The sequence below is a fragment of the Yersinia antarctica genome, assembly GCF_056636475.1.
The window spans coordinates 1,710,756-1,737,231 of record NZ_JBSJQF010000001.1; the positions used below are offsets into that span (position 1 = coordinate 1,710,756).

Genomic DNA, 26,476 nt, shown 5'->3' on the forward strand with positions numbered 1-26,476 from the left:
CGTCTCCTTAAATAGCCGCGATTATCAGCAGGGTAACCAGTGCGGCGACCACATACAGACAGTAGAGGCGGAAATCACCCTGTTGTAGCCATTGAATACGCTGGCTGAGCCATTGGATCAGGCGAATAAGCGGGGCCACAATTTTGTCGTCCCATAGCGGCTCTACCCGCCCGGCACCACTGATCGAGTGCTCAAGAGCACGTTGCATCATCGGTGCGGGGGAGAGGGTTTTACGCATTCGATAGAGTGGGGCAAACATCATCCGCAAGGGTTGAGTAAAACCACCGGCGGAGACGGTCATTGCTTGTTCGTAGGCATAACCACAGGCCCATGGGTCACCGCCATGGCGAAATGCCAGACGGCTGCCTTTGTAGAGACTGGCTATCAGTAAAATCACCAGTGGCAGGATTAATAAGCCGAAGAAGATGTAGAGGGTAGACAGCATCGCTTGAGAACTGTGTTGTGGGAACAACAGCGGCCCTTGTGCAACCTGTAAAGTCTGTGCCGCAGGGGCCGCTATCAGGCTACTGGCAATGCGGGCAATCACCGGTGCTACCTCGGTGGCACCAATCCCCAATGCCAGGCACAGTAGGGCCAGCAACAGCATGGCTGCCGTCATTGGCCACGGCACTTCCCGCGCCTGTGCGGCTTTTTCCGTGCGCGGTAGGCCGCAGAAGCTAATGCCGTAGACTTTAACGAAGCACATGGCCGCCAGCGCGCCGGTAATTGCCAGCATGACGATGGCAATCGGTCCGGCCAGACGAATAATAAATCCACCATCTTTGGTCATAGTAAATAACGATTGATAGGTGAACCATTCACTGACAAAACCATTGAAGGGCGGCAGCGCTGAAATTGCCATACATCCCACCAGAAACGCCAGTGCGGTATACGGCATCATCCTTGCCAGCCCACCCATCTTTTCCATATCTTTGGTGTGCACCCGGTAGATAACGGCGCCAGCGCCAAGGAACAATAACCCTTTGAATACTGCATGGTTAAGCAGATGGTAGAGTGCACCCAGTAGGCCAAGGGCGGCCAATATAGGCTGGTGGCCCGCGATACCTATCATGCCAACCCCAACGCCCATCAGAATAATGCCGATGTTTTCAACTGTGTGATAAGCCAGCAGCCGTTTGATATCGTGTTCGGCTAATGCATACAGCACTCCCAGTACCGACGACACTGCACCAAAGGCCAGCACCACCACTCCCCACCATATTTGGCTGGCACCGAGTAAATCGATACCAACCTTGATGATGCCGAAGATACCAATTTTTACCATCACGCCGGACATCAAGGCCGAGGCATGAGATGGGGCTGCGGGATGGGCGCGTGGGAGCCAGCCATGTAATGGCAGCATCCCAGCTTTGGCACCAAAACCGAAGAAAGCCAGCAGGAAGATAACGGAAGCCATCACCGGCTCTGGATGCACCTGCCGGAAGGAGGAAAATTCCAGGCTGCCGCTCTGGCGGTACAATAAGAAGAAGGCAATCATGATTAACACGGAACCGGCGTGGGCAATCAGAAAGTAGAGTAGGCCGGCGCTGATAGCATCGTCGTCTTGATCGGAAATTACCAAGAAGTAGGAAGCCAATGACATCATTTCAAAGAAAATAATAAAGTAGAAGGCGTTATCCACCACCACCAGTGCCACCATCGAGGCGATGAACAGGTTCATAAATACCCCCATTCCCCATGCCCCACGCCCTTTGTATTCCTGCACATAAGCCAGTGAATACAGCGAAGTGACCACCACTAGCAGTGAGATGACCATCAGCATAAAGGCCGCCAATGGATCAAGGCGCAGACTGAAGGCCGCGAAGGGGAATGGCCCGGCGGTGATAAAGGTAATGATATCGCCCCCCAGTAAGGTTGGCGCGGCGGCAAACAAGCCAGCAACCCCACCCAGCAATGAAGCCAGCCCAGCGGCATAAATCGCCAGCGTTTCCCGGCGAGCCAAAAGTAGCGAAAGTAGCGCACCAGCCAGATAGAGCAGTAAGGAGAGCCACAGTAGCTCCAGAGAGTTCATCATCTTTTCTGCTCCTCGTGAGAGAGGGTGGGCGAGCTGTCCCCGGTGATAAAGGGCAGGTCGTTGGCAAACCCACGGGCCGCAGCGAGCCGTTTAGCCTGATTGGCTTGCTCGATGCTGTGTTCATCCACCAACATCAGTGCGTTAGTGGGGCAGACCCGTACACATTCCGGTCCCTGTGGTTGGAAGCTGCATAGGTCACATTTCACAGCAATGGCACGAACACCGGCCGTCCAGGCCAGGAACGGGTTCATGTTGGCCGGGCTGAATGGCACATCAGACAGCTCGGTCATCGGAATATATTCAGGAAAGCTCTCCGGCACGGCTAATGGCTTACTGCCAGCGGGCGTAATTGCGCCAAACGGGCAGGCGATACCACAGAGCTTGCAGCCGATGCAGGTGGTTTCATCCAACTCAACGGCGTTATTGGTCAACGTGATGGCATTGACCGGACAAACTCGCGCGCACCATGCATCCTCGCAGTGGCGACAGAGAATCGGTGCTGTGACCGTGGCATTTCGCATCACGGTCAATCTGGGGTGCTCTTGTAAACCCTTGGCTTTATGCACCTGGCTGCAAGCAGCCATGCAGGTATTGCATCCAATACAAAGCCTCGACTCCGCAATGACAAAGCGGTTCATAGCCATACCCTCCGGGACAAAAATCTGGTGACAGTCAGGCTGATAGCAATCATTTCTAAGCTGCAAAGCATATTCTGTGCCAGCACGCCTGCTGCTGCTGTAAAAGAGCGGTGAAGGCACGCCTGCTGTGCATTGGGGCGGGGGGAGTAAATAGCGGAGATTTAAACGGCAGTGAAAATGGCGTAATTACGGTGGTTAAGTGTCGACATTAGTGACGAAACCGCCGCTCATCAATGACACTTCGACAGTGATTGCTCACCTTAATCATCTGGTTGCGGCCACATCTAAATAATAGTGTTATTTATTAGTTGTTTAGATGATTTTTCGAACAAGTGAAAATCAGCGCGTGGCTGGCATCTTCTTTGCATCGCTATTGTCAGGGATACGCCACAGGAGCAGCACGGTCATGCATGAAATAACCTTGTGCCAACATGCTATTGCCATGATGGAACAGCAGGCTCGCTTACATGGCGCGCAGCGAATTACGGGGGTGTGGTTAGAAACCGGCGCATTTTCCTGCGTCGAACCGCAGGCGTTAGAGTTCTGTTTTGAGTTGGTATGCCGAGGCACGCTGGCGGAAGGTTGTGTGCTGCATCTTAGCCAGCAGCCGTCACAGGTGTGGTGCTTTGATTGCCAGCAGCAGGTTAATTTGCTGAGTAGCAAAGTGATACGTTGCCCATTGTGTGCCGGGAGCCATTTACGCATCGGCGCATCTGATGATGGCGTCATACTTAAGCGACTGGAGGTGGAATGAGTTTACTTTTTTTAACTGAAATTGGGCGATTGAATAACGCAGAGGCTAGGCTATGTGTATAGGCATCCCCGGTCAAATTGTCGCACTGGATGAAACTCAGCCCGGTACTGCCTGGGTGGATGTGTGCGGTGTGCGGCGTTCGGCGAATATTATGCTGGTGGCTGCCGACTCGCAGGCCAGTCTGGCATTAATCGGCCATTGGGTGTTGGTGCATGTCGGGTTTGCCATGAGCAGGCTGGATGAAGAGGAAGCACTGGAAACCTTGCAGTTGTTACAGCAGATGGGGGAGGTTGAGAGTGATGTAGGGGCATTCTTGGGGCAAAGGGGTTAACCGGACGGGTGTATTATTAAAAACAGGATCGGATTAGATTTCGGTTGTTAGTGCCTCATAGCTCACTTGACCTTTGATAAACCCAATCCAATAGCAAAAGCTAATTCAAAATCATGGTGCTGGTGCAGGATTTTTCTGCTTTTCTTCTGCCAGCCGGTGTTCCAGTTCAACCAATTGTTCCGGTGAGACGGCCGGATAACCTTGTGCGTCATCGGGGATCACATGTATCGCAGGGATAGGGATTAATGGCCCAAGAAAACGTGGTTCGCGTTTCAGAATATAGAGATCCGACAATGCGCCGAGACGGGCAAAAATCTCACGCACTCGCACATTGAGCATATCTTTGGGGGACGGGACGGCAAAACACTGCGCCTGAATCCCCATATGGAGGGCGATAAACAGTGCCCGTTCGCAGTGGAAGCGCTGGGTAATGATAATAAAATCGTTGGTGTCGAATACCTTACGGGTGCGCACGATGGAGTCCAATGTACGGAAGCCCGCGTAATCCAGCACGATATCAGCGGGGGCGACACCGGCGGCGATCAGGTCGCGGCGCATGGTCATCGGCTCATTATAACTTTGCAGCGCATTATCGCCGCTAAGCAGTAAATAACTGACTTTGCCACTGTTATAGGCGTTTATCGCCCCTTGGATCCGATATTGATAAAACTGATTAATACCACCAGTGCGATAATATTTAGCTGTACCCAAGACCACACCGACCTGCCGGTGGGGCAAGTCTTGTAGCTCATCATAGATAAAGGGGGCTGTTTTCCAGCTAATCCAGCGATCGAGCGCAATAGCAGTCACCATCAGCAACCCTACGATGGTAATCAAGCTAATAATCAGGCGTTTCCACATTCTCAGGCCTTTGATGCATCCAATCTACTGGTCATATTTGCAAGGCTACTTTACCTGCGCATGCGGCGCAAGCCTTATACCCTTCGTCCTTGAAGCTACAGCGTTGTTGGCTTGTCGGCTGGCTGTAACTCCAATGCCTTTGGGTATTATCTTCGTCCTTGAAGCTACAGGGGGATTCGTTATTCGGCCCATACCGAAGTACAGGCCGAATAATAACTAGAACGATGTGCGCTTATAAGTGCGGTACTGCGGCTGCCAATAGTTATGCTCAATGGCTTTTGCCAGCGCTTCTTCTGAGGTAACAATGGCGACACCTTGCAACTGCGCCGCTTTGCCCACCTGCATTGCAATGCTCTTTGACACAGCCTGAATATCGTCGATACGCGGCAGCAATGCCCCTTCACCGTTCGATGCTAGTGGTGAACAGTCAGCCAATGCACGACTGGCTGCCATCAACATACCGTCGGTCACCCGCCGGGCGCCCGATGCCAGCACACCCAAACCAATCCCTGGGAAGATATAAGAGTTATTGCATTGTGCAATCGGATACAGCTTCTCCTTATAACTAACCGGTGAGAATGGGCTGCCCGTGGCAACCAGTGCGGCACCATCGGTCCAGTTAATAATGTCCTCTGGCCGTGCTTCAACCCGTGATGTCGGGTTAGACAATGGCATTACAATCGGCCGTGGACAGTGCTGGTGCATCTCGCGGATCAGCTCTTCAGTAAACAACCCCGGCTGGCCTGAGACACCAATCAGCACGGTCGGTTTAGCATTGCGCACCACATCCAGCAGTGAAATTGAGTCACTGGCCAGATTCCAGCTTTGTAGCGAATCACTCTTTTGCACCAGTTTACTTTGGAAATCCAATAAGTTAGGTAGTTTGTCAGTCAACAGACCAAAACGGTCAACCATAAAGACTCTCGCCCGAGCTTGATCTTCACTCAAACCTTCTGAAATCATCTGTGCAATGATCTGTTCAGCAATACCGCAACCTGCTGATCCGGCGCCGAGGAAGGTGACGGTTTGGTCGCGTAACTGGCTGCCTGCGGCATGGCTGGCAGCAATCAGGCTACCCAGCGTGACCGCCGCGGTGCCCTGAATATCATCATTGAAACAACATAGCTCGTCACGGTAGCGGTTCAGCAGCGGGGTGGCATTGTTCTGCGCAAAATCTTCAAACTGCAACAACACATTTGGCCAGCGGCGTTTGACCGCCTGAATGAATTCGTCAACAAAAGCATAATATTCATCACCGGAAATACGCGGATGACGCCATCCCATATACAGCGGGTCATTCAGGCGTTGCGGGTTGTTGGTCCCGACATCTAACACTACCGGCAATGTATAGGCTGGACTGATACCACCGCACGCGGTATACAGCGACAATTTACCAATGGGGATCCCCATGCCGCCAATACCCTGATCGCCAAGGCCGAGAATTCGCTCACCGTCGGTTACCACGATAACTTTCACGTTCTGTTTAGTGGCGTTTTGTAACATATCGTCAATGTGTTCACGGTTTGGGTAAGAGATAAATAACCCACGCGCACGACGATAGATATCAGAGAAGTGTTCACAAGCCTCGCCAACGGTAGGCGTGTAGATAATTGGCATCATCTCGCTGAGATGGGCGTCCAGCAGGCGGTAAAACAGAGTCTCATTGGTGTCTTGAATGTTGCGCAGATAGATATGCTTGTCGTCGTCATTTTTAAAATCTTGATACTGGCGGTAAGCGCGCTCAGCTTGTTCTTCAATAGTTTCAACCGCTTCAGGCAACAATCCGTGTAAGTTAAAGTGGTTGCGCTCATCATTAGTAAAGGCGCTGCCTTTGTTAAGGAGAGGGAATTCTAACAGGATCGGACCAGCGTAGGGGATATAGAGGGTGCGCTTACTTTCGTATTCAAGTTCCATGAGTTTTACTCTTATATGACTATGGGTATTGATAGCAATTGTTGCCCTGATCCTAAAAGATAAGAAGAATATGTACAGCTTTTGTTAGTTAAATATGTCTGTAATCGGTAAAAGTGCGAGTTAACTTGCAGATTTAGCTGAGCAGTTTATTGGAACCAGGCGTCATTCGTTGCGAGGTCTCGGTGCTATGATCGGCATCGCTCAGGCCAGCTTATGGCTTGGAATACCAGATGACTTATCAGGTCGTACACGCGGGAATGAGTTTCACTGCTATTTAGGGGAATCGGTAGGATTAGCGTGATAACTGGGGGTTAGCCATGTAACCCCCAATTAGTTGGGTGTTATTTAGGCAAAAATGTCACGTGTTTTACATCATCGCAACCTAAGGCTGCCAGTGTTGCCAGTGTGGCATCCCACTGAGTCAGTGTCGGATTACTGCCCTCAATCAGCACCGCACGGCGAATGGCCGCGCAATCCCCACCGGTAATGTTGGTCAGGATCAATGCAGCTTGCAGCGGTGGTAGGCTGGGGTTGAAGGCGGCATTTTCTGCATAACGGCCCACATAGATAGCACCATCAGCCGCTTCCAATGCAACACCGCTATGAGCATTGCTATAAGGAGCATGACTGTGGTTCGCACCTTCGAGGGCTGCCTGAGTCAGTGCATCGGTTTCAGCTACGGTGTAGCCATGAAACACCGGATCCATCAGCAGCGTGGTGATATCCAAATCTTTCGGGCCGAAAGAGTCAGGCAAATAGTGACCCAGGGTTGCGGCAGGGCGGCCCGGCAAATGGATATGCAGGTCGGTTCCGCTATTCAGCTCATTCATAAACTGGCGGCAATGACCACAGGGAGTGTAATTAACAGTAATTGCGACCAGGCTGGCTTCGCCGCGTAACCAGGCATGAGTAACCGCACACTGCTCGGCATGAATGGTTTGTTGTAGCGGTACACCGCTAAACTCCATATTGGCGCCAAAATAGAGGTTGCCGCTGCTCCCCTGAGCGATAGCACCAACCATAAAATGAGAGATTGGCGCCAGCGCACACGCGGCAGCCAGCGGCAACAACGCGAATGCCAGCGCATTGTCATCCAACCCACTGATGCTTTTTACCGTTTCCACTTGCTTCGCTGTCAACATGGCAGGGAAATCGTTTGCGCTCAGAATAGGTTCAAGTGCTGATTGCAGTGAAGCGGGTAGCTTAGCCCAAGGGGCATGAAAACGTGCTTGCATAGGGAGTCTCTCCAAGAGTAACGGGAAACTATTTTAGGCAGCTTAGGGGCTTCTTGATGTGATTAAGATCTCATTACCAATGAAATCGATGCAAGTAAAATCTCAAATGAGAGATGTATCTCAAATTTAAACCTGAAAACAGGCGCTATTTCACCTTGTTACTGTAGACCCTGATATACGTTTGCGCGTCAGGGTCTCACGCCATTAGCCGAACAAATGGAGTAACACCGGGAATAGGAAAGGAGCCAACAGTGAAGTGATAATCCCGCAGATTACCAGTGCCAGTGAGCTAAATGCACCTTCCTGAAAGTCCATTTCAGCACAACGGGCGGTGCCCAGTGCATGGGAGGCGGTACCCATGGCTAAACCTCGCGAGGCCTTAGTGGTTATCTTTAATAAATTTAGCAAGCTATGGCCAAATACCGCACCCAAAATACCGACAAAAATGACGCATACTGCGCTGATGGCGGGTAAGCCATGGATAGACTCAGCGACGGCCATGGCAATAGGTGTGGTGACAGATTTAGGCAATACCGAAGCCGCAATCTCCGGGGTTGCTCCCATCCACAGGGCAACCGCCGTACCACTAACCATGGCGGTAATACTGCCAATAAAACAGATACTGATAATGGATTTCCAGCGGGCGCGAATTTGATGCAATTGTTCATATAGCGGGAAAGCTAGCGCCACCACGGCGGGTTGCAGTAAATCATTCAATACTTTGCTGCCAGCAAAATAGTTGGCATAGGGCATATGCGTGACCAGCAGCAATGGAATGATAACAACCATCGATATCAATAATGGGTTAAGCAGTGGCATTTTCAGCCAGCGGGCTAAGCGACGCGCACCAAAGAATACGATTAAGGTGAGTGGCAGTGACCACCATAAATTGCTGATCATTTGTCGTCCTCGGTATGGGTAGGAGAACCAATGACTTTGCGTTCGCGGTGAACATAATGAGAACTGTAAGCCACCACCAACATGACAATTAGGGTGCTGACAAAGCAGGAAACTACGATGGGACCAAACTGTTTAGTCAGTTGGTCGTAGTACTGCATCACACCGACACCAATCGGCACAAACAACAGCGCCATATAACGGATCAGTAGGTGGCAACCGGGTTTCACCCAGATTGAAGGCAATATCTGGGATGCCAGCAGAGCAAATAGAATCAGCATCCCAATGATACTGCCAGGGATGGTGATAGGCAGCAGCAAAGCCAGTGCTTTACCCGCCCATAAGCACAGATAAATAATGGCGAAAGCCCGCAGGTACTGCCAGCAAAGTGAAGTCACATTGCGCATAGAAAAGGTCCTGAGTTACGGAGTGCATTCATCATACAATTAAGTTTGATTATGTGCTAGCTGTCACACTATGAATAATAGACTCATCATGTATCAAACTGTGAGCGTGTTGATTTGCTACTACACATAACTTATTCGCAGCCCGCCTTGCTGCATCTGGGCGCCTATTGGGTATGTTCTGATACCTGATGGGGTTGAGCCGACTGCGTCTTAGCCAATCGATAGCCACGATACAAAAATGCCAGCCCCAAAATAGCCGCGATAATCAGCATATAGAACATCATCTGCGGTGCGGCCCAGGCTAGCAAGAAGCCACAAAGTACCGGATTAATCGCTCCGCCTAACTGACCGAGATTTTGTACCCCATAGTAACTGCCTTTGAGATTCGCTGGAGCAATAAAATCGATAAACAAGTATTCGACTGGGATAACAATAATTTCGCCCAATGAGAAAATCGCCATTGCCAGCATCCATAGTGGAATTGAATCTTGAGCCGCCATAAATCCGAGTAGGCCAATGATAAAGAACAGGGTGCCAAACATCAGCCAGCGCATTAAGTTCTGCTGATTCATACGGCGACTTAATAAGTATTGCAGGGTAATCACAATAGTTGCATTAACGGTCATTACTGCACCGATCACCTGATAGGCAAATTTAGCATCTGACACCGTAATCAGATATTGAGATAAATAACCCGAGAATTGGCCAAAGACAATGGCACTGAGCATACTGCCCAGGGTGAAGTAAATCAGCCGTTTATCACAACGTAAGATAGTAAATGTTTGGCGGAAATCCGGTACTGATTCGCTGGCTGAATGTTCTGTTGCTAACATATCGGTACTGCTTATTCTGAATTTCAACGCCACCGCGACCAGCAACGCCAATACACCCGAAATGATAAAAGGCAATTGTGAGCCAAAACCAACCACCAAAACCCCCATCGCCGGCCCCACCGCCCAGCCGACATTGACCAGTGTGTAGTTAGCTGAAAAGGCTTTAATACGTTCATTTACTGGCAGCCAATCAGCAAAACAGGCTTTGAGCGCGATACTGTAAACCGAGTAGGCCGAATGCAGCAGCGCCAAAATCAGAATGATCCAGGCCGGATGCTCAATCCATGGCAAAGTAAAAAATGTGGCAGAAAACAGACTTATTGCGAGCAAAATCAATAGCTTTTTATTGAATTTGTCCACCAGATAGCCACCATATAGGCTAGTGAAAATACCTAACGTCAAACTTGCCCCTAACACCAGCCCGACTTTATCGGGAGCCAACTGAAAATGCTCAGCCAAATAGATAGTTATAAAGGGCAGGGTGATAGCTCGCCCAATAGTCAGGACCAGCGAAGCAATCAATAAATTGGTGACACGTGATGGAAATCCTTTCATGGCATTTTCTTTTTTAATTATTTGGATAATAAGATATATCTATGCGGATTATTTCTAATAAAAAGAATGACTCGCACAGCGCTACGACAGTGGCTCAACCAACTACATTAGACTATTGCGGCGATAAAGAGAGGGGGGAGGGAGGAAAAATTTTTGTAAGCAGCAGATCGGCCTGAATCGATCTGCCAGTAATTGATATCGCCAAGGTCATGGGCGTTACCGCTAACATAGCAGTAACGTCAAGGACGAAGAGGATAATTAACCTAAATATTCGATGATTGACAGCCCAGCGTTATAATCGGTGCTGTAGATAATCCCTTGTGCATCAACAAACACATCACATGACTGAATAACTTGTGGCCGACCAGGGCGTTTATCCACCATTTTTTCCGGGGCTGCAGGCACTAATGCACCGGTTTCCTTCGGTTGGTATGGGTTACTGATGTCGTAAGCGCGCACTCCGGCATTTTGATAGGTAGCAAAAATCAGTGACGAACTGATAAAGCTGCCTGGGCGGTTCTCATGCAGGTTGTGCGGGCCGAAATGCGCCCCTTTTGTGACGTAATCCCGCTCATCAGGTACCGGAAAAGTTGAGATACTCACCGGATTGCTTGGCTCACGAATATCGAACAGCCAAATATGCTTTTCACCATCTTCCTGATTATCCAGCACCGCCTCATCCAGCACCACTAATAGGTCGCGGTCTGGCAATGGAAGTGCAGTATGGGTACCGCCACCAAAGGGGGGGCTCCAGTTGCGATGGCTGATCAGTTTCGGCTCATGCCGGTCAGAGACATCCAGCAGGGTCAGTCCACCATCGCGCCAACTGCCATAGGCTGTATCACCGCTGATAATGGCATGATGCAATGCGTAACGTTTGCCTTCTGGCCAGCTTGGTTGCTCACCCGCCGCAGTATGCATGCCGGGTAAAGCATAACGCCCCGCCACCTGTGGTTTTTGCGGGTCAGCCAGATCAATGGCCAGGAAAATATAATCACTGTAGCCATCCAGCAATGCAGAAACATAAGCCCAGCGGCCGCCAACATACCAGATGCGATGAATACCAATACCATCAAGCGGCAGGAAGCTAATTTCACGCGGTCTATCCGGTATCGAAATATCAAAAATACGTAAACCGGCACTCCAACTGCGACCTTCCTGCCGGGTACTGACGGTTTGTGCCACGGAGCGGGTGTAATAGACTTTCTCTTGCGCAAAACTGGCGTCGGCAAACAGGTCGCGTGCGTTAATCACCAGCAGCAGGTCATCATGGACTTGTAAGTGTACGTTCCAAGTATTGGGGGGAGCGGCGATAAAACCTGCCGGGCGCGGATTTTTCGCATCCCGCACATCAATAATTGATACCCCTTGCGATACCATATGGCCGACATAGGCATAGCCACGGTGCACCATTACCTGTACACCGTCGGGTTTTCCGCCCTGATTGCTATGGCCAATCAGCCGCATATTGCGGCTGTATTCGGGTTGTGGCAAGGAAGCTTGCGTTGCCATCTATTTCACTCCCAGTCGGTTAGATTTACTGGCCGTTTTTGGCGGCAAGGGTGGCGAACCAGGGTGAGTTGAAATCATCGGATTGGCCCCAGCCCGGAATGATTTTACTCAAGCCTGCCACGTTAACCGCGCCGGGTTGACTGGCCAGCAAGGCTTGTGGAATGGATGCAGCACGGAACTCATAACTGGCAGGCGTCTCTTCCCCAGCAATCTTCTTGGCGACCAAACGTAAGTTAACGGCTCCAATCAGTTTAGGATCGACGGCAACACTGACTTTCCATGGGCTATTGGCTTCACGCATCAGTTGTAAATCCTGATTCGATATATCAATGCTGTAGAGTTTGATCTCGGTACGGCCATTTTCCTGTAAGGCTTTATAAGCGCCTTGAGTAAAGGCATCCCAAGTTCCCCAGATTGCGTCGATTTTGCCTTTCGGATATTTTGCCAATACGGCACCGACTTTATTGGCGGTATCACCCTGCACATCAGAAGACACGGCTCCGATAGACTCCAGTTCATGAATACCCGGATTCTGTTTTAGCAGTGCCTGATAAGCGGCCTGGCGACGTTCCATCGGTGGGAAACCGGCAACCCAAAGCTTGATGATATTGGCTGTACCGTTGAAGTCTTTGACCAATTGGCCAAAGGATTCATTGGTCAGGGATGCATCATCCTGCTGAGTGACGGTCAGGCCGGGAATCTCGCCCTGAATAGCGGTATCGAACACCGATACCGCAATGCCGCTGGCTGCAATCCGTTTAACCAGTTCGGTTGAGTACGGGTCACGCCCCTGAGAGAGAATGATGCCGTCATATTTTTGGCTGATGGCCTGATTCACAAAGTCTTGAAAACGGGCGTCGTCACCGTTGCTCAAGAAGGTATCGACTTTGAAACCGAGCTTTTTACCTTCTTTTAATACACCGGACAAAAATTGAGTGGTGTTGTCATCAGATCCCAGGTTACGGATCACGGCAATTTTAATCTGCCCTGGATGTTTGGCGATAGCATCTGGGATCGGGGCTACCGTGGCGGTGTCCGCTGCGAATACCGGCAGTGCTGTCAGTAGGCTCAGGGCCAGTAAAGGGGAAGCAATTTTTTTCATCCAAAACTCCGTCATGGTGTCGATAAGTTATGCAAAGTGAGTGGTGTTGTCGTTGTTATGGCTATCTTTGTGTCTAGACGTCTATTCGCCGCTGTACAGCATCATAACCATAACTATTTTGATTAGGAATTAACTTTGTTATGAATTTTTGGATTGGGTTATATCTTTTAGTTTGGATGGCTTAAATAAGCAGCAAAATAGGGCTAATGGATTATTATGCTGCGAGGAAATAGGCTTAATAACCTTTCTATTACAATGGTTTATTCTTGCGTTGAGTATTCCCTTATTTTTATTAGGATTAATTTTTTATTTCGTTGTTTGCTCAGTACTGATACCCTAATGAAAATGTGTAGTAATCAATAATAGAGGTTCAATTCCATAATATAGATAGGTTTTGCAATTTTAAAGTTAATGATATTTAAAGGATTAAAGTCACTATGGAAAAAGTTAGCAGTCTATATAAATTCAGGCAGGAGAGTGCTGATAGAACACAATTGAGTTTGTGCTGTTTTACCTATAAGAATATCTATTTTTATCTGTCACGCAGTGAGTTTTTATTTCTATTTATTCGCTATTTATTAGCATTGACGGTACTCATTTTTTTAATAATAATACTATTTCCTGATTTAGCAGATGAAGTCTTGTCTTTATCGATTCAGGTTTTCCCCGCAGTCTACTCATTAGTCTTATTGCTGCCTTGCTTCAATCGGTTAACCTACCAAAATCTGACGCCTTATTGGTTGGTTTTTCATCTTTTCCCCATTATTGAAATGGTTATACACAATACAGTTACCTCATTCTTATCAGATTTATTTTTACTGTATCTGATATTTATAAATATTTATGATGTGAAGCTGCCAGATTGTGAGCGAAAAAAACAATTTGCTGCTGTTATAACGGAAGAGTATCCGTTTGGTCTCGCTATTGCTTGCTTTAGTGCATTATATATAAGTTTCTTTCTATTATTTGAACTGGATGATGCCATTATTTCCCTGATGTTACTGTCGTGGATTTTCTTTTTACTGGCAAGGTGGCATTGGCCGGTTGTGATGTTAAATTTATTAGGCGCCATCGGCGTATTTTGGTTTTTCGCATCAGGTTTTGTCGAGATGAAACATCATAAGAATATTATTATTAATGCGCTAATTAAGGTTTCTTTGCTGGACAGTATTCTGTTTCTTATTTTCTCATTAAGCTTATTTATTAATATGCTGTTTTGGTTGGAGGCATGGCAACGGGAGCGGTTGTCCACCATTACCAACATTGTGCGATAAAAAATGCCGGTTAGGTTTCCCCTGACCGGCATTTTTGCTATTTCCTGACAATTTAGTTATTCCCTGACAACCACTTTCGTCAGAGAACACTGTCATACATCAAATCATTTCACTTGCATGCCGGGTTGGGCACCACTGTCTGGGCTAAGCAGGAAGATATCTTTACCGCCAGGGCCTGCCGCCATCACCATACCTTCTGAAAGACCGAAGCGCATTTTGCGAGGTGCCAGGTTAGCCACCATCATGGTCAATCGGCCTTCCAATACTTTCGGGTCAGGATATGCAGAACGGATGCCAGAGAAGACCTGGCGAGTTTGGCCGCCGATATCCAAAGTCAGTTTCAATAACTTATCAGAGCCTTCAACAAATTCTGCCTGCTGAATCAGCGCAATACGCATATCCACTTTAGCAAAATCATCAAAACTGATGGTTTCCTGAATCGGAGAGTCAGCTAATGGCCCGGTGGCTACCACTGTTGGTGCCATATCCGCTTTAGACGAAGTAACCATTTCGTTAACTTTATCTAACTCGATACGATTGAACAGGGCTTTAAAGGTATTGATCTGATGGCCTAACAGCGGTTGTTGAATGCTATCCCACGTTAGTTCGGTATTGAGGAAAGCCTCAGTACGTTCAGTCAGCGATGGCAATACCGGTTTCAGGTAAGTCATCAGTACGCGGAACAGATTGATACCCAAGGAGCAAACCGCTTGTAGGTCGGCATCGCGACCTTCCTCTTTCGCTATCACCCACGGGGCTTGTTCATCAACATAACGATTGGCAATATCAGCCAGTGCCATAATTTCACGGATAGCTTTGCCTGATTCGCGGCTATTATAGGCATCTGCAATGCTGATAGCCGCATCAGTGAAGGTTTTATACAGCACTGGATCTGCCAACTGGTCGGCTAATTTACCGCCAAAGCGTTTATTGATAAAACCTGCATTACGCGAAGCCAGATTCACAACTTTATTGACGATATCGGTATTAACACGCTGGACAAAATCTTCCAGATTTAAATCAATATCATCAATGCGCGAAGAGAGTTTCGCGGCGTAGTAATAACGCAAGCAATCGGCATCAAAGTGTTGCAGGTAGGTGCTGGCTTTAATGAATGTGCCGCGTGATTTCGACATTTTCGCGCCGTTTACCGTGACATAACCATGAACAAAGATATTGGTCGGTTTGCGGAAATTGCTGCCTTCCAACATGGCAGGCCAAAACAGGCTATGGAAGTAAACAATGTCTTTACCAATAAAGTGATAAAGATCGGTTTCAGAACCCTCACGCCAGAACTCATCAAAGTCCAGGTCGCCGCGCTTGTCGCACAGATTCTTAAACGACCCCATATAGCCGATTGGGGCATCCAGCCAGACATAGAAATATTTACCTGGCGCATCCGGTACTTCAAAACCGAAGTAGGGCGCATCACGGGTGATATCCCACTGTTGTAGGCCAGACTCAAACCATTCCTGCATTTTGTTCGCAACTTGCTCTTGCAGCGCGCCAGAACGCGTCCAGGCTTGCAACATATCGCTGAAGGCCGGCAGGTCGAAGAAGAAATGTTCAGATTCGCGCATCACCGGAGTCGCACCAGAAACTGCCGACTTTGGATCGATAAGTTCAGTCGGGCTGTAGGTTGCGCCACACACTTCACAGTTATCGCCATATTGATCTGGCGCTTTACACTTCGGACAGGTGCCTTTGACAAAACGATCGGGCAGGAACATGCCTTTCTCAGGGTCATAGAGCTGAGAAATGGTGCGATTCTTGATATAACCGTTTGCTTTCAGACGGCTGTATATCAGGCTCGACAGTTCACGGTTTTCATCACTGTGAGTGGAGTGATAGTTATCATAACTGATAGCGAAACCGGCGAAATCCTGTTGGTGTTCCTGGCTCATTTCGGCAATCATCTGCTCTGGTTCGATACCCAGTTGCTGAGCTTTCAGCATGATCGGGGTGCCGTGGGCATCATCTGCACAGATAAAATGAACCTGGTTGCCGCGCATTCGCTGGAAACGGACCCAGATATCTGCCTGGATGTGCTCGAGCATGTGGCCGAGATGTATAGAACCGTTAGCGTATGGTAGCGCGGACGTCACCAATATTTTTTTCGCGACTTGAGCCATAGTGGGAAATTGCTTTCTTTATGTCGATTAAAGGGTCTTTGATGTTAACCGATATGCTGGCTTGCCGCTAGGGTAAGGCAACCTGCACTTTGCCTTAAGTCATAATCGGTTTACTTTGGTGACACAGGGGCAACTGAGTTCTGGTACACTATCATTGGTTAATAACGATAAATTCAAGGAGCCGGGATGAGCCCAAAATCCCCCGAGCAGACCACCCCTGACCTGCTGCAATCACAAATTTCAAAGGTTCTTACGGCCTTTACTCACCCAACCTTGCAAAAGGATCTCCATACCCTGCGTGCTATTCACCATTGCGCCTTATTGGACAATGTGTTGCATATCGAGCTGGTGATGCCGTTTGCCTGGCAATATGGTTTTGATGCATTGAAAGAGTCGGTCAGCGGGGAATTGCTGGCAGTGACTGGTGCTAAAGCTATTGATTGGAAACTGTCACATAATATCACCACGCTCAAACGTGCCAATGATCAGCCGGGTATCAAAGGCGTGCGTAATATTGTGGCTGTCAGCTCGGGTAAAGGTGGTGTGGGGAAATCCAGTACCGCCGTTAATCTGGCACTGGCATTGGCGGAAGAGGGGGCCAAAGTCGGCATTCTGGATGCCGATATTTATGGCCCTTCCATTCCCAATATGCTTGGAACCATGAATCAGCGGCCAACGTCCCCTGACGGCAAGCATATGGCACCGATCATGGCTCACGGTCTGGCGACTAACTCGATTGGTTATCTGGTCACTGATGAGAACGCTATGGTGTGGCGCGGCCCAATGGCCAGTAAGGCATTGATGCAGATGCTGCAAGACACCTTATGGCCGGATTTGGATTATTTGGTGATTGATATGCCACCGGGTACCGGTGATATCCAGTTGACGCTGTCGCAAAATATTCCGGTGACGGGAGCATTGGTGGTGACAACGCCACAAGACATTGCCTTAATCGATGCCATGAAAGGCATTGTGATGTTTGAGAAAGTGCATGTGCCAGTGTTGGGTATTATTGAAAATATGAGCATGCATATTTGCAGCAATTGCGGCCATTTGGAGCCTATTTTCGGCACCGGCGGGGCGGAGAAACTGGCGCAGAAGTACCATTGCAAACTGTTGGGCCAAATTCCATTGCATATTTCTTTGCGCGAAGATCTTGATCGCGGCGAACCAACGGTTATTAGCCACCCTGACAGTGAATTTGCTGATATCTATCGCCAACTGGCATCAAATGTGGCGGCAGAGATGTACTGGCAAGGGGAAGCTATCCCAACGGAAATCTCATTCCGCGCGGTGTAACAGCCGCTAACCCCCCTGCGGCGTCAAAGACGCAAAATTATGCCCAAAGTCATTGGCGTTGCAGGTAGGCAGCAAACGAATAAATCCCGATGAGCTGACATAAGTCAGTGATTCGGGTGCGTGAGAGCCGCTAACACCCCTGCGGCGTCAAAGACGCAGGGTATAGTGCTGGCATCAAACCCGCTAACTCCTTATAATTGCCGCGCTCGAAGCACCTAGCGTGCTTTGTCTCCCCTCACACTTCGTAATCAGGTCTTTAATTTTATGACTGACAAAGCACACCAGTGCGTCATTATCGGGATAGCGGGTGCCTCAGCCTCCGGAAAAAGTCTTATCGCCAGCACGCTGTATCGCGAATTACGCGAGCAGGTAGGTGACCAACATATCGGCGTTATCCCTGAGGATGGCTATTACAAAGACCAGAGTCATCTGTCAATGGAAGAGCGGGTCAAAACCAACTATGACCATCCCAGTGCCATGGATCACAACTTATTGCTGGAGCATTTGCAATCGTTGAAAGCAGGCCGGTCGATTGAGCTGCCGCTTTACAGTTACACTGAGCACACCCGCAAAAAAGAGACCGTCCATTTAGAACCCAAAAAAGTGATTATTTTGGAAGGGATCTTGTTGTTGACCGATATCCGTCTGCGTCAGGAGATGAATTTCTCGATCTTTGTTGATACCCCGCTGGATATCTGCCTGATGCGCCGTATGAAGCGTGATGTTAATGAGCGTGGTCGTTCGATGGATTCTGTGATGGCGCAATATCAGAAGACTGTGCGTCCAATGTTTCTGCAATTTATAGAACCGTCCAAACAATATGCTGACATTATCGTTCCTCGCGGTGGTAAGAACCGAATTGCGATCGATATTCTAAAAGCGAAAATCAGTCAGTTCTTTGAGTAATGTTCGTCTGGACCTTTGCTTCTTAATATGGCAGCTTGCGTAGTAGATAAGCTGTAACATGCGAATTTTGATGGAGATTTTAGCAATGAGACTGTGCGATCGTGACATAGAAGCCTGGCTGGACAGCGGTAAATTAGGTATTGATCCTCGCCCACCGGTAGAACGTATCAATGGTGCCACAGTCGATGTTCGCTTAGGCAACCAATTCCGTGTATTCAATGGTCACACGGCGGCATTTATTGACTTAAGCGGCCCGAAGGATGAAGTCAGCGAAGCGCTGGAACGCGTCATGAGCGATGAAATCAATCTGCCGGAAGGGGAGGCATTCTTCCTGCATCCAGGGGAGTTGGCGCTGGCAGTGACACTGGAGTCGGTGACAATCCCTGATGACTTGGTCGGCTGGCTTGATGGTCGTTCCTCATTAGCTCGCCTTGGATTAATGGTGCATGTTACCGCACACCGTATAGATCCGGGTTGGCAAGGCAGGATTGTGCTGGAGTTCTATAATTCAGGTAAGCTGCCATTAGCGCTACGCCCAGGGATGTTAATTGGCGCGCTGAGTTTTGAACCACTCTCCGGCCCGGCAGCGCGCCCTTATAATAGCCGTCAGGACGCAAAATATCGCGGTCAACAAGGCGCTGTAGCCAGTCGTATCGATAAAGATTAGCCATTTCTTGCGGAAAGTTTAGCCTGTTTGGACTTTTTAGCCTGATTAGACAAGAGGATGTCATGAGACGATTACTGACGACGTTAATTATCCTGCTGGTTGTGTTAGTTGCAGGGATGAGCGCATTAGTATTGCTGGTTAATCCTAATGACTTTCGCGCCTACATGGTCAAACAGGTAGAGAGAAAAAGTGGTTATCAGTTGCAACTGGAAGGGGATTTGCGCTGGCATGTCTGGCCCCAGCTTAGCATTATTGCTGGCCGGACCGCGCTGACTGCCCCCGGTGCGGCGGCACCGGTTGTCAGTGCTGAAAATATGCGCCTGGATGTCAAACTTTGGCCTCTATTATCACATCAACTTGAAGTAAAACAGGTGATGTTGAAAGGGGCGGTTATCCGCTTGACGCCCGACAGTGAAGCCCAACAACAGCCTGACGCTCCTGTTGCACCATCCGGTAATGTGCCTGTTAATGAGCACCGTGCCTGGAAGCTCGACATTAATAAAGTACAAATCGCTGATAGCCTGTTGATTTGGCAGCGGGCAGACAATGATCAAGTCAATGTACGTGATATCAATCTTGAACTTCAACAAGATGCCCAACGCCAAGTACATATCTCTCTCTCCAGCCGTGTTAACCGTAACCAACGTGATGTGACTTTCTCAATGGTCGCGGATGCAGACATGCGCCATTATCCACAGCAGTACAGCGCCAATATCAGCCAATTCAGTTATAAATTGGAAGGTGCGGATATTCCTGTTGGCGGCGTGAGCGGCGAAGGGACACTACAAGCCAGTTATCAACACGATATTCAACAATTATTGCTGAACCAACTGAGCTTCTCAGCTAATAACAACCAGTTGACGGGGACCGCCAAGGCCACCTTGGGGAAGGTACCTGATTATGTTATCAATTTGGCTGCCGACAATCTTAATCTGGACTCTATTTTTGGTTGGGAGTCTAAAAGTACGGTTGTCAGCAAAGAAACGGCCAAACAGCTTGCCGTGACAGCGCCGGTGATTGCGATTCAGGCTGAGGATGATGTCGGGCAGGACTTGCAAGCATTACGCGACTTTACCGCCCAAATATCGCTAACGGCGAATAACCTGGTCTATCGGGCGATTAAAATCAGTCAACTCAATCTTCAAGCCTCTAATCAGCGCGGGAATGTAGAGATTAGCCGCTTAACCGGTAGTGCGGTTGAGGGCGATTTTTCGTTGCCAGGCTCACTGGATGTGACGGGCAAGAGGGTTCTGGCTACCGTTAACCCAGTGATAAACCATATGGAATTGGGGCCGGTTCTATTGGCCGCCGGTTTGCCGCCGATGATGACGGGCAAATTTTCCATGAAAGCGCAGTTGTCTGGTGATGGTCTTAATGTTGAGGCATTCAACCACCGTTGGCAGGGGGATGCGCAGTTCGGCATGACTAATGCGCGGCTGGAAGGGCTGAATATTCAACAGCTTATTCAACAGGCGGTGACTCGCAGTTCCAGTGATGTGAAAGGTCAGGATCGTTATGAGCGTTATACTGAGGTTACACAGCTACAAGCGAGCCTGGCTTTGCACCGAGGATCAATGAAAGTCAGTAATCTTAGTGCCGATTCGGCGTTGATTTCCATTAAAGGTAACGGGTCACTTAATTTACCCGAACAGCAATGTGATATGAATCTGGCGGTACGGGTTATGCAAGGCTGGAGCGGGCAAGATAGCCTGGTAAAAATGTTGCAAGGTACTGATATCCCTCTGCGCATTTATGGTCCGTGGACTCAGCTTAGCTATCAATTGAATGTCGAACAGTTGTTGCGTAATGAATTGCAGCAACGAGCTAAAAAAGCACTCAATGACTGGGCTGAGCGTAATCAACAAAACCGTGCTAGCAAAGATCTTAAAAAGCTTATCGATAAGCTTTAATTACCCATTATCTCCGATAGGCATGGCTGTTTATCGGAGATAATGACGGCATACTGTTATCTATTTGTTGTGTAATTGTTCGCCAATCTCGCCATTCAAAACATAAAATCCTCTCTCTTGCTCACAAACTACTATTTGTTTCTAAAATCTCTGCGAATCATTGATAGATGTCATAAACTCGCCGATGGACTTTGGGCAGAGTGCAGAGCCATTTAAGTATTTTAACGATAATAATGCTGAAGCAATATTTAGCAACACACAGCAACAGGCAAGATTCAGAGAGGGTATATGTTAGATCTTTTGATTGGGATAGTCGTGGCCGTAGGTGTAGGCCGTTATATTATTAAAGGCTATTCAGCAACAGGTGTGCTGATGGTCGGTGGCTTACTGCTATTAATTATCAGTGCCTTAATGGGCAAGAATGTATTACCTGCCAGTGCGACCTCAACCGGCTGGCGGGCGACGGACATTGTTGAATATGTCAAAATCTTGCTGATGAGCCGTGGTGGCGATCTTGGCATGATGATCATGATGCTATGTGGCTTTGCGGCTTATATGACCCATATCGGTGCCAATGATGTCGTGGTTAAGATTGCCTCTAAACCACTGCAAATGATCAATTCCCCATACTTACTGATGGTTGCGGCTTATCTTGTGGCCTGCTTGATGTCGTTGGCGGTATCATCGGCAACCGGGTTGGGCGTGTTACTGATGGCGACACTGTTCCCAGTGATGGTTAACGTCGGTATCAGTCGGGGTGCCGCAGCTGCAATCTGTGCATCACCGGCGGCAATTATTCTCGCGCCAACCTCAGGCGATGTGGTACTGGCAGCGAAAGCCTCTGAGATGCCATTAGTCGATTTTGCTTTTAAAACCACCTTACCTATCTCTATTGCCGCGATTGTCTGCATGGCTATCGCTCACTTCTTCTGGCAGCGCTATCTGGATAATAAAAGTCAGGAAAAGCATGAGATGATGGATGTTAATGACATCACCACCAATGCGCCGGGTTTCTACGCCATTTTACCCTTTACCCCGATTATCGGCGTGTTGATATTTGACGGTAAATGGGGGCCGGAACTGCATATTATTACGGTGTTGGTGATTTGTATGCTGATTGCCGCCGTCATTGAATTCTTACGCAGCTTCAGTGCTAAAACGGTATTTACCGGCCTTGAGGTGGCTTATCGTGGCATGGCCGATGCGTTTGCTACTGTAGTAATGCTTTTGGTTGCCGCCGGGGTATTTGCACAAGGATTGAGTACCGTTGGTTTTATCAGTGGTCTGATTGGGCTAGCTCAATCTTTTGGTACCGGTGGCATTATTATGATGCTGGTACTGGTGGTGATTACGATGCTGGCGGCCATGACCACCGGGTCAGGCAATGCGCCGTTCTATGCGTTTGTTGAATTGATTCCAAAACTGGCAGCTCAGATGGGGATAAATCCAGCCTATCTGGTTATTCCGATGCTACAGGCTTCAAATTTGGGGCGTACTTTATCCCCGGTTTCAGGCGTGGTGGTTGCTGTTGCTGGTATGGCAAAAATTTCACCATTTGAAGTGGTGAAACGCACCTCGGTACCGGTTTTAGTCGGGTTGGTGGTGGTGATTGTTGCCACTGAGATTCTGGTGCCTGTGCACTTGTAATCACAATCTATCACGATAAAAAAGCCGGGCGAGTTTACCCGGCTTTTACGCCAAATCACGATGGTTTATTACACTTCATAATCTGGGTCAGGCACTTTCAGCGGTGTTATTTTTACCTTCAAGATACGATGGCTGCTGACTTCCAACGGCTCAAATAGGTAGTCACCAATTTTCATCTGTTCACCGACCTGTGGGATGCGCTGGGTATACTCCATGATTAACCCGGCCAAGGTGTGATATTCACGTTTATCATCGATAGGTAGCGGCAGATAGAGCACCAAATCTTCCAGCGGCATATAGCCATTCGCAATCCAGCAACCATCCTCGGTTTGCTGAATATCATGACGGGCATCCAACTCTTCACCGGCCACGGGCAGATTACCAGCAATGGTTTCCATCACATCGGTCAGGGTAACCACCCCTTCGATGGAACCGAATTCATCCACGACAAAGGCAAAATGCGTCTGTGCCTGACGGAACTGCTCTAATGCCATCAACAGCGAAACCTGCTCGGGGAAAATCAACGGTTGGCGAATCAATGCGCGTAAGTCGAGCTTTTCATCTGCTAACTGTTGCCTTAATAAATCAATGACGTGAATAACGCCCAAGGGTTCATCTGTCGAACTATCTTCAGTAACCACAATTCGGGTATGCAAATTTTTTGTCAGCAACTGAGTCAGTTTCTCTGGCGGATCGTTAAGATCCAGATACTCAACATCATGCCGTGATGTCATGATGCTGCTCACGGTACGTTGCGCCAGCCCCAACACCCGTTCAATCATGCGGCGTTCCTGCTCATTGAACACCTCTTGGCCGACACTGGTATTATCAGCGATCAGGTTAGCAGTATGGTTATCCAGCTCGGCCTCTTCGTGTTTGCCACTTAGCATACGTAACACTGCTTCTGCGGTTCTTTCACGTAACGGTCTAACCGTTGACAAAAAGCGACGGCGATTGAATTGTGCGAATTGATTGAGCGATTCAATAATGACGGAGAAACCAATCGCAGCGTACAGATATCCTTTTGGAATATGGTAACCAAAGCCTTCAGCCACTAAGCTGAAACCGATCATCAGTAAGAAGCTCAGACAGAGTATGACAATGGTTGGATGCGCGTTGACAAAACGGGTTAATGGCTTACTGGCCAACAGCATCAAACCTATGGCAATACAGACCGCAGCCATCATGACCGCGAGGTGGTCTACCATACCGACGGCAGTAATAACCGAATCGAGCGAGAATATGGCATCCAGCACCACAATTTGTGCGACGACCGGCCAAAATCGTGCACCTTTGCGCTGCTGACCTTGATGCTGGTCCTTGCCTTCAAGCCGCTCGTTTAACTCCATGGTGGCTTTAAAGAGCAGGAATACCCCACCGACCAGCATGATTAAGTCACGGGCGCTGAACGGGTGGCCAGATAAGGTGACCAAGGGAGCCGTTAATGTGGCCAGCCATGAAATACTGGCTAACAGCACCAAACGCATCAACAGTGCGCACAGTAAACCGGTAACTCTGGCTTTATCTCGTTGATGACGTGGAAGCTTTTCTGCCAAAATGGCGATAAATATCAGGTTGTCAATGCCTAATACAATTTCGAGCACTACCAGCGTTGCCAGTCCTGCCCAAATAGTAGGATCTGCGATCCATTCCATATATCCAATTTCACCTTTGATTTCTACGGCTTATGCCGCCAAAGTGAATAATGGGCTTATACTTGGGAATTTTCAAATCTAAATATAAAAATTGGATGAGATTGAAAATAAAAAGTATGCTAGAGAACTGCCGTAAACTTACATCTAAATGGTTGAAGTGGATATATTATTATGGTATTCGCATTCTGGTGAACATATAAAAATCACAGATGTTTCCTAGTTAAAGTCAAAGTTAATGCTATATAATAGCCATAAAATAAAATGATTAATTGGGTGTGTTTTCCTTGCTAAAATCATGCATTCTGCAATGCAAGATATGCGTAAACTATGCTGTAAATGTGACCCAATAGCTATTGGTAGCTGAAAAGCCAAGGGCGGTAGCATTGTAAAAACTAATTATTTAATAGCATATTATTTAAAGTGAAATGGTTTTCATTCTCACTTGTTGTGGCGGTACCTCTTTAGTTCAAACTTTATGGTGATTAAGGATATATGATGTTACTTCCCGTGATTATGGCTGGCGGTACGGGCAGCCGCCTGTGGCCGATGTCAAGAGAACTCTATCCAAAGCAATTTTTACGCTTGCACGGGGTGAATTCGATGTTGCAGGAAACTGTAAATCGTTTAGAAGGGATTTCTGTCAGAGAACCGGTTGTCATTTGTAACGAAGAACACCGTTTCCTGGTCGCAGAGCAGTTGCGACAAATTAATAAACTTTCACATAATATAATATTAGAACCCGTTGGCCGCAACACTGCCCCTGCAATTGCTTTAGCCGCATTAAATGCTATCTCTCAAGGCGACGACCCGATAATGTTGGTGTTGGCTGCTGACCATATCATCAATAACTGTAATGCATACCACCAGGCTATTATCGGTGCGATTCCTTTTGCTAAAAAGGATTGCCTGGTAACATTCGGGATTGTTCCGACCGGCCCAGAAACGGGTTATGGTTATATTCAGCGTGGAGAATCGACAGTCAAAGAGGCTTTGGAAGCTTTTAGCGTCAAGCGGTTTGTTGAGAAACCTAATTTAGAAACTGCTGAACAATATATCAATTCTGGTGAATATTATTGGAATAGTGGCATGTTTATGTTTCGGGCCAAACGTTATATTCAAGAGTTAGAGAAATTTAGACCAGACATTCTTGATGCTTGTAAAGCTGCGATGAAGGATTCTGATTCAGACAAAGATTTCATCACTATAGATAAAGATCAGTTCAGTGCCTGCCCTGATGAGTCAATCGATTATGCGGTAATGGAGAAAACAAATAACGCCGTAGTGGTGCCGCTGGATGCGGGGTGGAGTGACGTTGGTTCTTGGTCCGCACTTTGGGATGTGAGTAACAAAGATAAATCAGGTAATGCCACTACAGGTGATACATTCCTGCATGATACACAGAATTGCTATATCAATACTGATGAGAAATTAGTTGCTGCAGTTGGTGTGGATAATTTAGTCATTGTCAGCACTAAAGATGCGGTGCTAGTGGTAGATAAATCTAAAGTACAAGACGTTAAAAAGATCGTTGAATATCTCAAGCAGACGAAACGTAGCGAGTATCGCCGTCACCGAGAAACTTATCGTCCTTGGGGGCGCTGCGATATTGTGGTTAATGAACAGCGTTTTAATGTTAACCGGATTACAGTTAAACCTGGTGGCGCGTTTTCCATGCAGATGCATCATCATCGGGCAGAGCACTGGATTGTGTTATCAGGAACAGCAAAAGTGACGATTGGCGACAAAACATTTTTAATTACTGAAAATCAATCGACATTCATCCCTATTGGTTCACTTCATATGTTGGAAAACCCCGGTAAGATCCCACTTGAGCTTATTGAAGTCCAGTCAGGTTCTTATCTAGGCGATGACGATATTATTCGAGTTAAAGACCATTATGGCCGTTGCTGAT

21 protein-coding genes are annotated in these 26,476 nt (G+C 48.1%); 9 read left to right on the plus strand and 12 right to left on the minus strand.

Annotated features, from left to right (window positions below):
* Positions 1-7: 7 nt before the first annotated feature.
* Together hyfB and ACWJJO_RS07925 are read right to left on the minus strand one after the other, a co-directional pair.
* Positions 8-2,035 carry a hydrogenase 4 subunit B gene (gene hyfB / locus ACWJJO_RS07920; protein WP_481090891.1) on the minus strand — a complete coding sequence of 676 codons (2,028 nt, stop codon included), beginning with the start codon at positions 2,033-2,035 and terminating at the stop codon, positions 8-10.
* Positions 2,032-2,673, minus strand: a complete 642-nt coding sequence (locus tag ACWJJO_RS07925) for a 4Fe-4S dicluster domain-containing protein (RefSeq protein WP_032906844.1) — start codon at positions 2,671-2,673, stop codon at positions 2,032-2,034. The genes hyfB and ACWJJO_RS07925 overlap by 4 nt, the downstream gene beginning before the upstream one ends.
* A gap of 406 nt (positions 2,674-3,079) precedes the next feature.
* Between ACWJJO_RS07925 and hypA the strand changes: the two genes are divergently transcribed.
* Both hypA and ACWJJO_RS07935 read left to right on the plus strand, forming a co-directional pair.
* Entirely contained in the window at positions 3,080-3,427 is a 348-nt protein-coding gene (hypA, locus tag ACWJJO_RS07930; protein WP_083159365.1) for a hydrogenase maturation nickel metallochaperone HypA, read from the plus strand.
* 52 nt (positions 3,428-3,479) lie between these two features.
* A complete protein-coding gene (locus ACWJJO_RS07935; RefSeq protein ID WP_481090892.1) occupies positions 3,480-3,758 on the plus strand; it encodes a HypC/HybG/HupF family hydrogenase formation chaperone in 279 nt (92 codons plus the stop codon).
* 111 nt (positions 3,759-3,869) lie between these two features.
* Here ACWJJO_RS07935 and sanA read toward each other — a convergent pair whose 3' ends face one another.
* The 8 genes from sanA to ACWJJO_RS07975 form a co-directional block, all read right to left on the minus strand.
* Positions 3,870-4,619, minus strand: a complete 750-nt coding sequence (gene sanA, locus ACWJJO_RS07940; RefSeq protein ID WP_083159363.1) for an outer membrane permeability protein SanA — start codon at positions 4,617-4,619, stop codon at positions 3,870-3,872.
* 216 nt (positions 4,620-4,835) lie between these two features.
* A complete protein-coding gene (locus ACWJJO_RS07945; protein ID WP_083159362.1) occupies positions 4,836-6,533 on the minus strand; it encodes an NAD-dependent malic enzyme in 1,698 nt (565 codons plus the stop codon).
* A gap of 341 nt (positions 6,534-6,874) precedes the next feature.
* On the minus strand, positions 6,875-7,768 hold the full coding sequence (cdd, locus tag ACWJJO_RS07950) for a cytidine deaminase (RefSeq protein ID WP_372558455.1): 894 nt from the start codon (positions 7,766-7,768) through the stop codon (positions 6,875-6,877).
* Positions 7,769-7,972: 204 nt separating this feature from the next.
* Positions 7,973-8,668, minus strand: a complete 696-nt coding sequence (locus tag ACWJJO_RS07955) for a CidB/LrgB family autolysis modulator (protein WP_032906846.1) — start codon at positions 8,666-8,668, stop codon at positions 7,973-7,975.
* The gene (locus ACWJJO_RS07960) at positions 8,665-9,072 is read right to left on the minus strand and encodes a CidA/LrgA family protein (RefSeq protein ID WP_083159360.1); all 408 of its coding nucleotides are present in this window, start codon (positions 9,070-9,072) and stop codon (positions 8,665-8,667) included. The genes ACWJJO_RS07955 and ACWJJO_RS07960 overlap by 4 nt, the downstream gene beginning before the upstream one ends.
* 164 nt (positions 9,073-9,236) lie before the next feature.
* Complete coding sequence (locus ACWJJO_RS07965) at positions 9,237-10,460, minus strand: MFS transporter (RefSeq protein WP_481090893.1); 1,224 nt, start codon at positions 10,458-10,460, stop codon at positions 9,237-9,239.
* 258 nt (positions 10,461-10,718) lie between these two features.
* On the minus strand, positions 10,719-11,972 hold the full coding sequence (locus ACWJJO_RS07970) for an LVIVD repeat-containing protein (protein ID WP_083159358.1): 1,254 nt from the start codon (positions 11,970-11,972) through the stop codon (positions 10,719-10,721).
* 25 nt (positions 11,973-11,997) lie between these two features.
* Entirely contained in the window at positions 11,998-13,074 is a 1,077-nt protein-coding gene (locus tag ACWJJO_RS07975; protein WP_481090894.1) for a sugar ABC transporter substrate-binding protein, read from the minus strand.
* 437 nt (positions 13,075-13,511) lie between these two features.
* Here ACWJJO_RS07975 and ACWJJO_RS07980 point away from each other — a divergent pair, with 437 nt between their 5' ends.
* Positions 13,512-14,348, plus strand: coding sequence for a hypothetical protein (locus ACWJJO_RS07980; protein WP_083159356.1), 837 nt, complete (start codon positions 13,512-13,514; stop codon positions 14,346-14,348).
* A 104-nt stretch (positions 14,349-14,452) separates the two neighbouring features.
* Here ACWJJO_RS07980 and metG read toward each other — a convergent pair whose 3' ends face one another.
* Complete coding sequence (gene metG, locus ACWJJO_RS07985; protein WP_083159355.1) at positions 14,453-16,480, minus strand: methionine--tRNA ligase; 2,028 nt, start codon at positions 16,478-16,480, stop codon at positions 14,453-14,455.
* A 186-nt stretch (positions 16,481-16,666) separates the two neighbouring features.
* Here metG and apbC point away from each other — a divergent pair, with 186 nt between their 5' ends.
* The 5 genes from apbC (at position 16,667) to dcuC (ending at position 22,909) form a co-directional block, all read left to right on the plus strand.
* A complete protein-coding gene (apbC, locus tag ACWJJO_RS07990) occupies positions 16,667-17,779 on the plus strand; it encodes an iron-sulfur cluster carrier protein ApbC (RefSeq protein ID WP_083159354.1) in 1,113 nt (370 codons plus the stop codon).
* A gap of 264 nt (positions 17,780-18,043) precedes the next feature.
* Positions 18,044-18,685: a uridine kinase gene (gene udk / locus ACWJJO_RS07995; RefSeq protein WP_083159353.1), complete on the plus strand. Its 642-nt coding sequence runs from the start codon at positions 18,044-18,046 to the stop codon at positions 18,683-18,685.
* An 85-nt stretch (positions 18,686-18,770) separates the two neighbouring features.
* Positions 18,771-19,352 (plus strand): dCTP deaminase, encoded by a 582-nt coding sequence (dcd, locus tag ACWJJO_RS08000; RefSeq protein ID WP_032906849.1) that lies wholly within the window; start codon positions 18,771-18,773, stop codon positions 19,350-19,352.
* Between the two features lie 62 nt (positions 19,353-19,414).
* On the plus strand, positions 19,415-21,262 hold the full coding sequence (asmA, locus tag ACWJJO_RS08005) for an outer membrane assembly protein AsmA (RefSeq protein ID WP_083159352.1): 1,848 nt from the start codon (positions 19,415-19,417) through the stop codon (positions 21,260-21,262).
* A gap of 288 nt (positions 21,263-21,550) precedes the next feature.
* Positions 21,551-22,909 carry an anaerobic C4-dicarboxylate transporter DcuC gene (dcuC, locus tag ACWJJO_RS08010; protein WP_005187706.1) on the plus strand — a complete coding sequence of 453 codons (1,359 nt, stop codon included), beginning with the start codon at positions 21,551-21,553 and terminating at the stop codon, positions 22,907-22,909.
* Positions 22,910-22,977: 68 nt separating this feature from the next.
* On the opposite strand, the gene ACWJJO_RS08015 is transcribed toward dcuC, so the two are convergent.
* Positions 22,978-24,564, minus strand: coding sequence for a TerC family protein (locus ACWJJO_RS08015; RefSeq protein ID WP_083159351.1), 1,587 nt, complete (start codon positions 24,562-24,564; stop codon positions 22,978-22,980).
* Between the two features lie 495 nt (positions 24,565-25,059).
* On the opposite strand from ACWJJO_RS08015, the gene ACWJJO_RS08020 reads away from it, so the two are divergent.
* Complete coding sequence (locus ACWJJO_RS08020; protein WP_083159350.1) at positions 25,060-26,475, plus strand: mannose-1-phosphate guanylyltransferase/mannose-6-phosphate isomerase; 1,416 nt, start codon at positions 25,060-25,062, stop codon at positions 26,473-26,475.
* Position 26,476: the final 1 nt, after the last annotated feature.

What these genes read in the sequence shown, in the direction of transcription:
- ACWJJO_RS07975 (WP_481090894.1), bottom strand. Translation starts at nt 13,074, where the DNA reads ATGAAAAAAATTGCTTCCCCTTTACTGGCCCTGAGCCTACTGACAGCA.
- ACWJJO_RS07925 (WP_032906844.1), bottom strand. Translation starts at nt 2,673, where the DNA reads ATGAACCGCTTTGTCATTGCGGAGTCGAGGCTTTGTATTGGATGCAAT.
- dcuC (WP_005187706.1), top strand. Translation starts at nt 21,551, where the DNA reads ATGTTAGATCTTTTGATTGGGATAGTCGTGGCCGTAGGTGTAGGCCGT.
- ACWJJO_RS07965 (WP_481090893.1), bottom strand. Translation starts at nt 10,460, where the DNA reads ATGAAAGGATTTCCATCACGTGTCACCAATTTATTGATTGCTTCGCTG.
- sanA (WP_083159363.1), bottom strand. Translation starts at nt 4,619, where the DNA reads ATGTGGAAACGCCTGATTATTAGCTTGATTACCATCGTAGGGTTGCTG.
- apbC (WP_083159354.1), top strand. Translation starts at nt 16,667, where the DNA reads ATGAGCCCAAAATCCCCCGAGCAGACCACCCCTGACCTGCTGCAATCA.
- hypA (WP_083159365.1), top strand. Translation starts at nt 3,080, where the DNA reads ATGCATGAAATAACCTTGTGCCAACATGCTATTGCCATGATGGAACAG.
- ACWJJO_RS07955 (WP_032906846.1), bottom strand. Translation starts at nt 8,668, where the DNA reads ATGATCAGCAATTTATGGTGGTCACTGCCACTCACCTTAATCGTATTC.
- ACWJJO_RS07945 (WP_083159362.1), bottom strand. Translation starts at nt 6,533, where the DNA reads ATGGAACTTGAATACGAAAGTAAGCGCACCCTCTATATCCCCTACGCT.
- udk (WP_083159353.1), top strand. Translation starts at nt 18,044, where the DNA reads ATGACTGACAAAGCACACCAGTGCGTCATTATCGGGATAGCGGGTGCC.
- cdd (WP_372558455.1), bottom strand. Translation starts at nt 7,768, where the DNA reads ATGCAAGCACGTTTTCATGCCCCTTGGGCTAAGCTACCCGCTTCACTG.
- ACWJJO_RS08020 (WP_083159350.1), top strand. Translation starts at nt 25,060, where the DNA reads ATGTTACTTCCCGTGATTATGGCTGGCGGTACGGGCAGCCGCCTGTGG.
- ACWJJO_RS07960 (WP_083159360.1), bottom strand. Translation starts at nt 9,072, where the DNA reads ATGCGCAATGTGACTTCACTTTGCTGGCAGTACCTGCGGGCTTTCGCC.
- dcd (WP_032906849.1), top strand. Translation starts at nt 18,771, where the DNA reads ATGAGACTGTGCGATCGTGACATAGAAGCCTGGCTGGACAGCGGTAAA.
- hyfB (WP_481090891.1), bottom strand. Translation starts at nt 2,035, where the DNA reads ATGATGAACTCTCTGGAGCTACTGTGGCTCTCCTTACTGCTCTATCTG.
- ACWJJO_RS07935 (WP_481090892.1), top strand. Translation starts at nt 3,480, where the DNA reads ATGTGTATAGGCATCCCCGGTCAAATTGTCGCACTGGATGAAACTCAG.
- ACWJJO_RS07980 (WP_083159356.1), top strand. Translation starts at nt 13,512, where the DNA reads ATGGAAAAAGTTAGCAGTCTATATAAATTCAGGCAGGAGAGTGCTGAT.
- ACWJJO_RS08015 (WP_083159351.1), bottom strand. Translation starts at nt 24,564, where the DNA reads ATGGAATGGATCGCAGATCCTACTATTTGGGCAGGACTGGCAACGCTG.
- ACWJJO_RS07970 (WP_083159358.1), bottom strand. Translation starts at nt 11,972, where the DNA reads ATGGCAACGCAAGCTTCCTTGCCACAACCCGAATACAGCCGCAATATG.
- asmA (WP_083159352.1), top strand. Translation starts at nt 19,415, where the DNA reads ATGAGACGATTACTGACGACGTTAATTATCCTGCTGGTTGTGTTAGTT.
- metG (WP_083159355.1), bottom strand. Translation starts at nt 16,480, where the DNA reads ATGGCTCAAGTCGCGAAAAAAATATTGGTGACGTCCGCGCTACCATAC.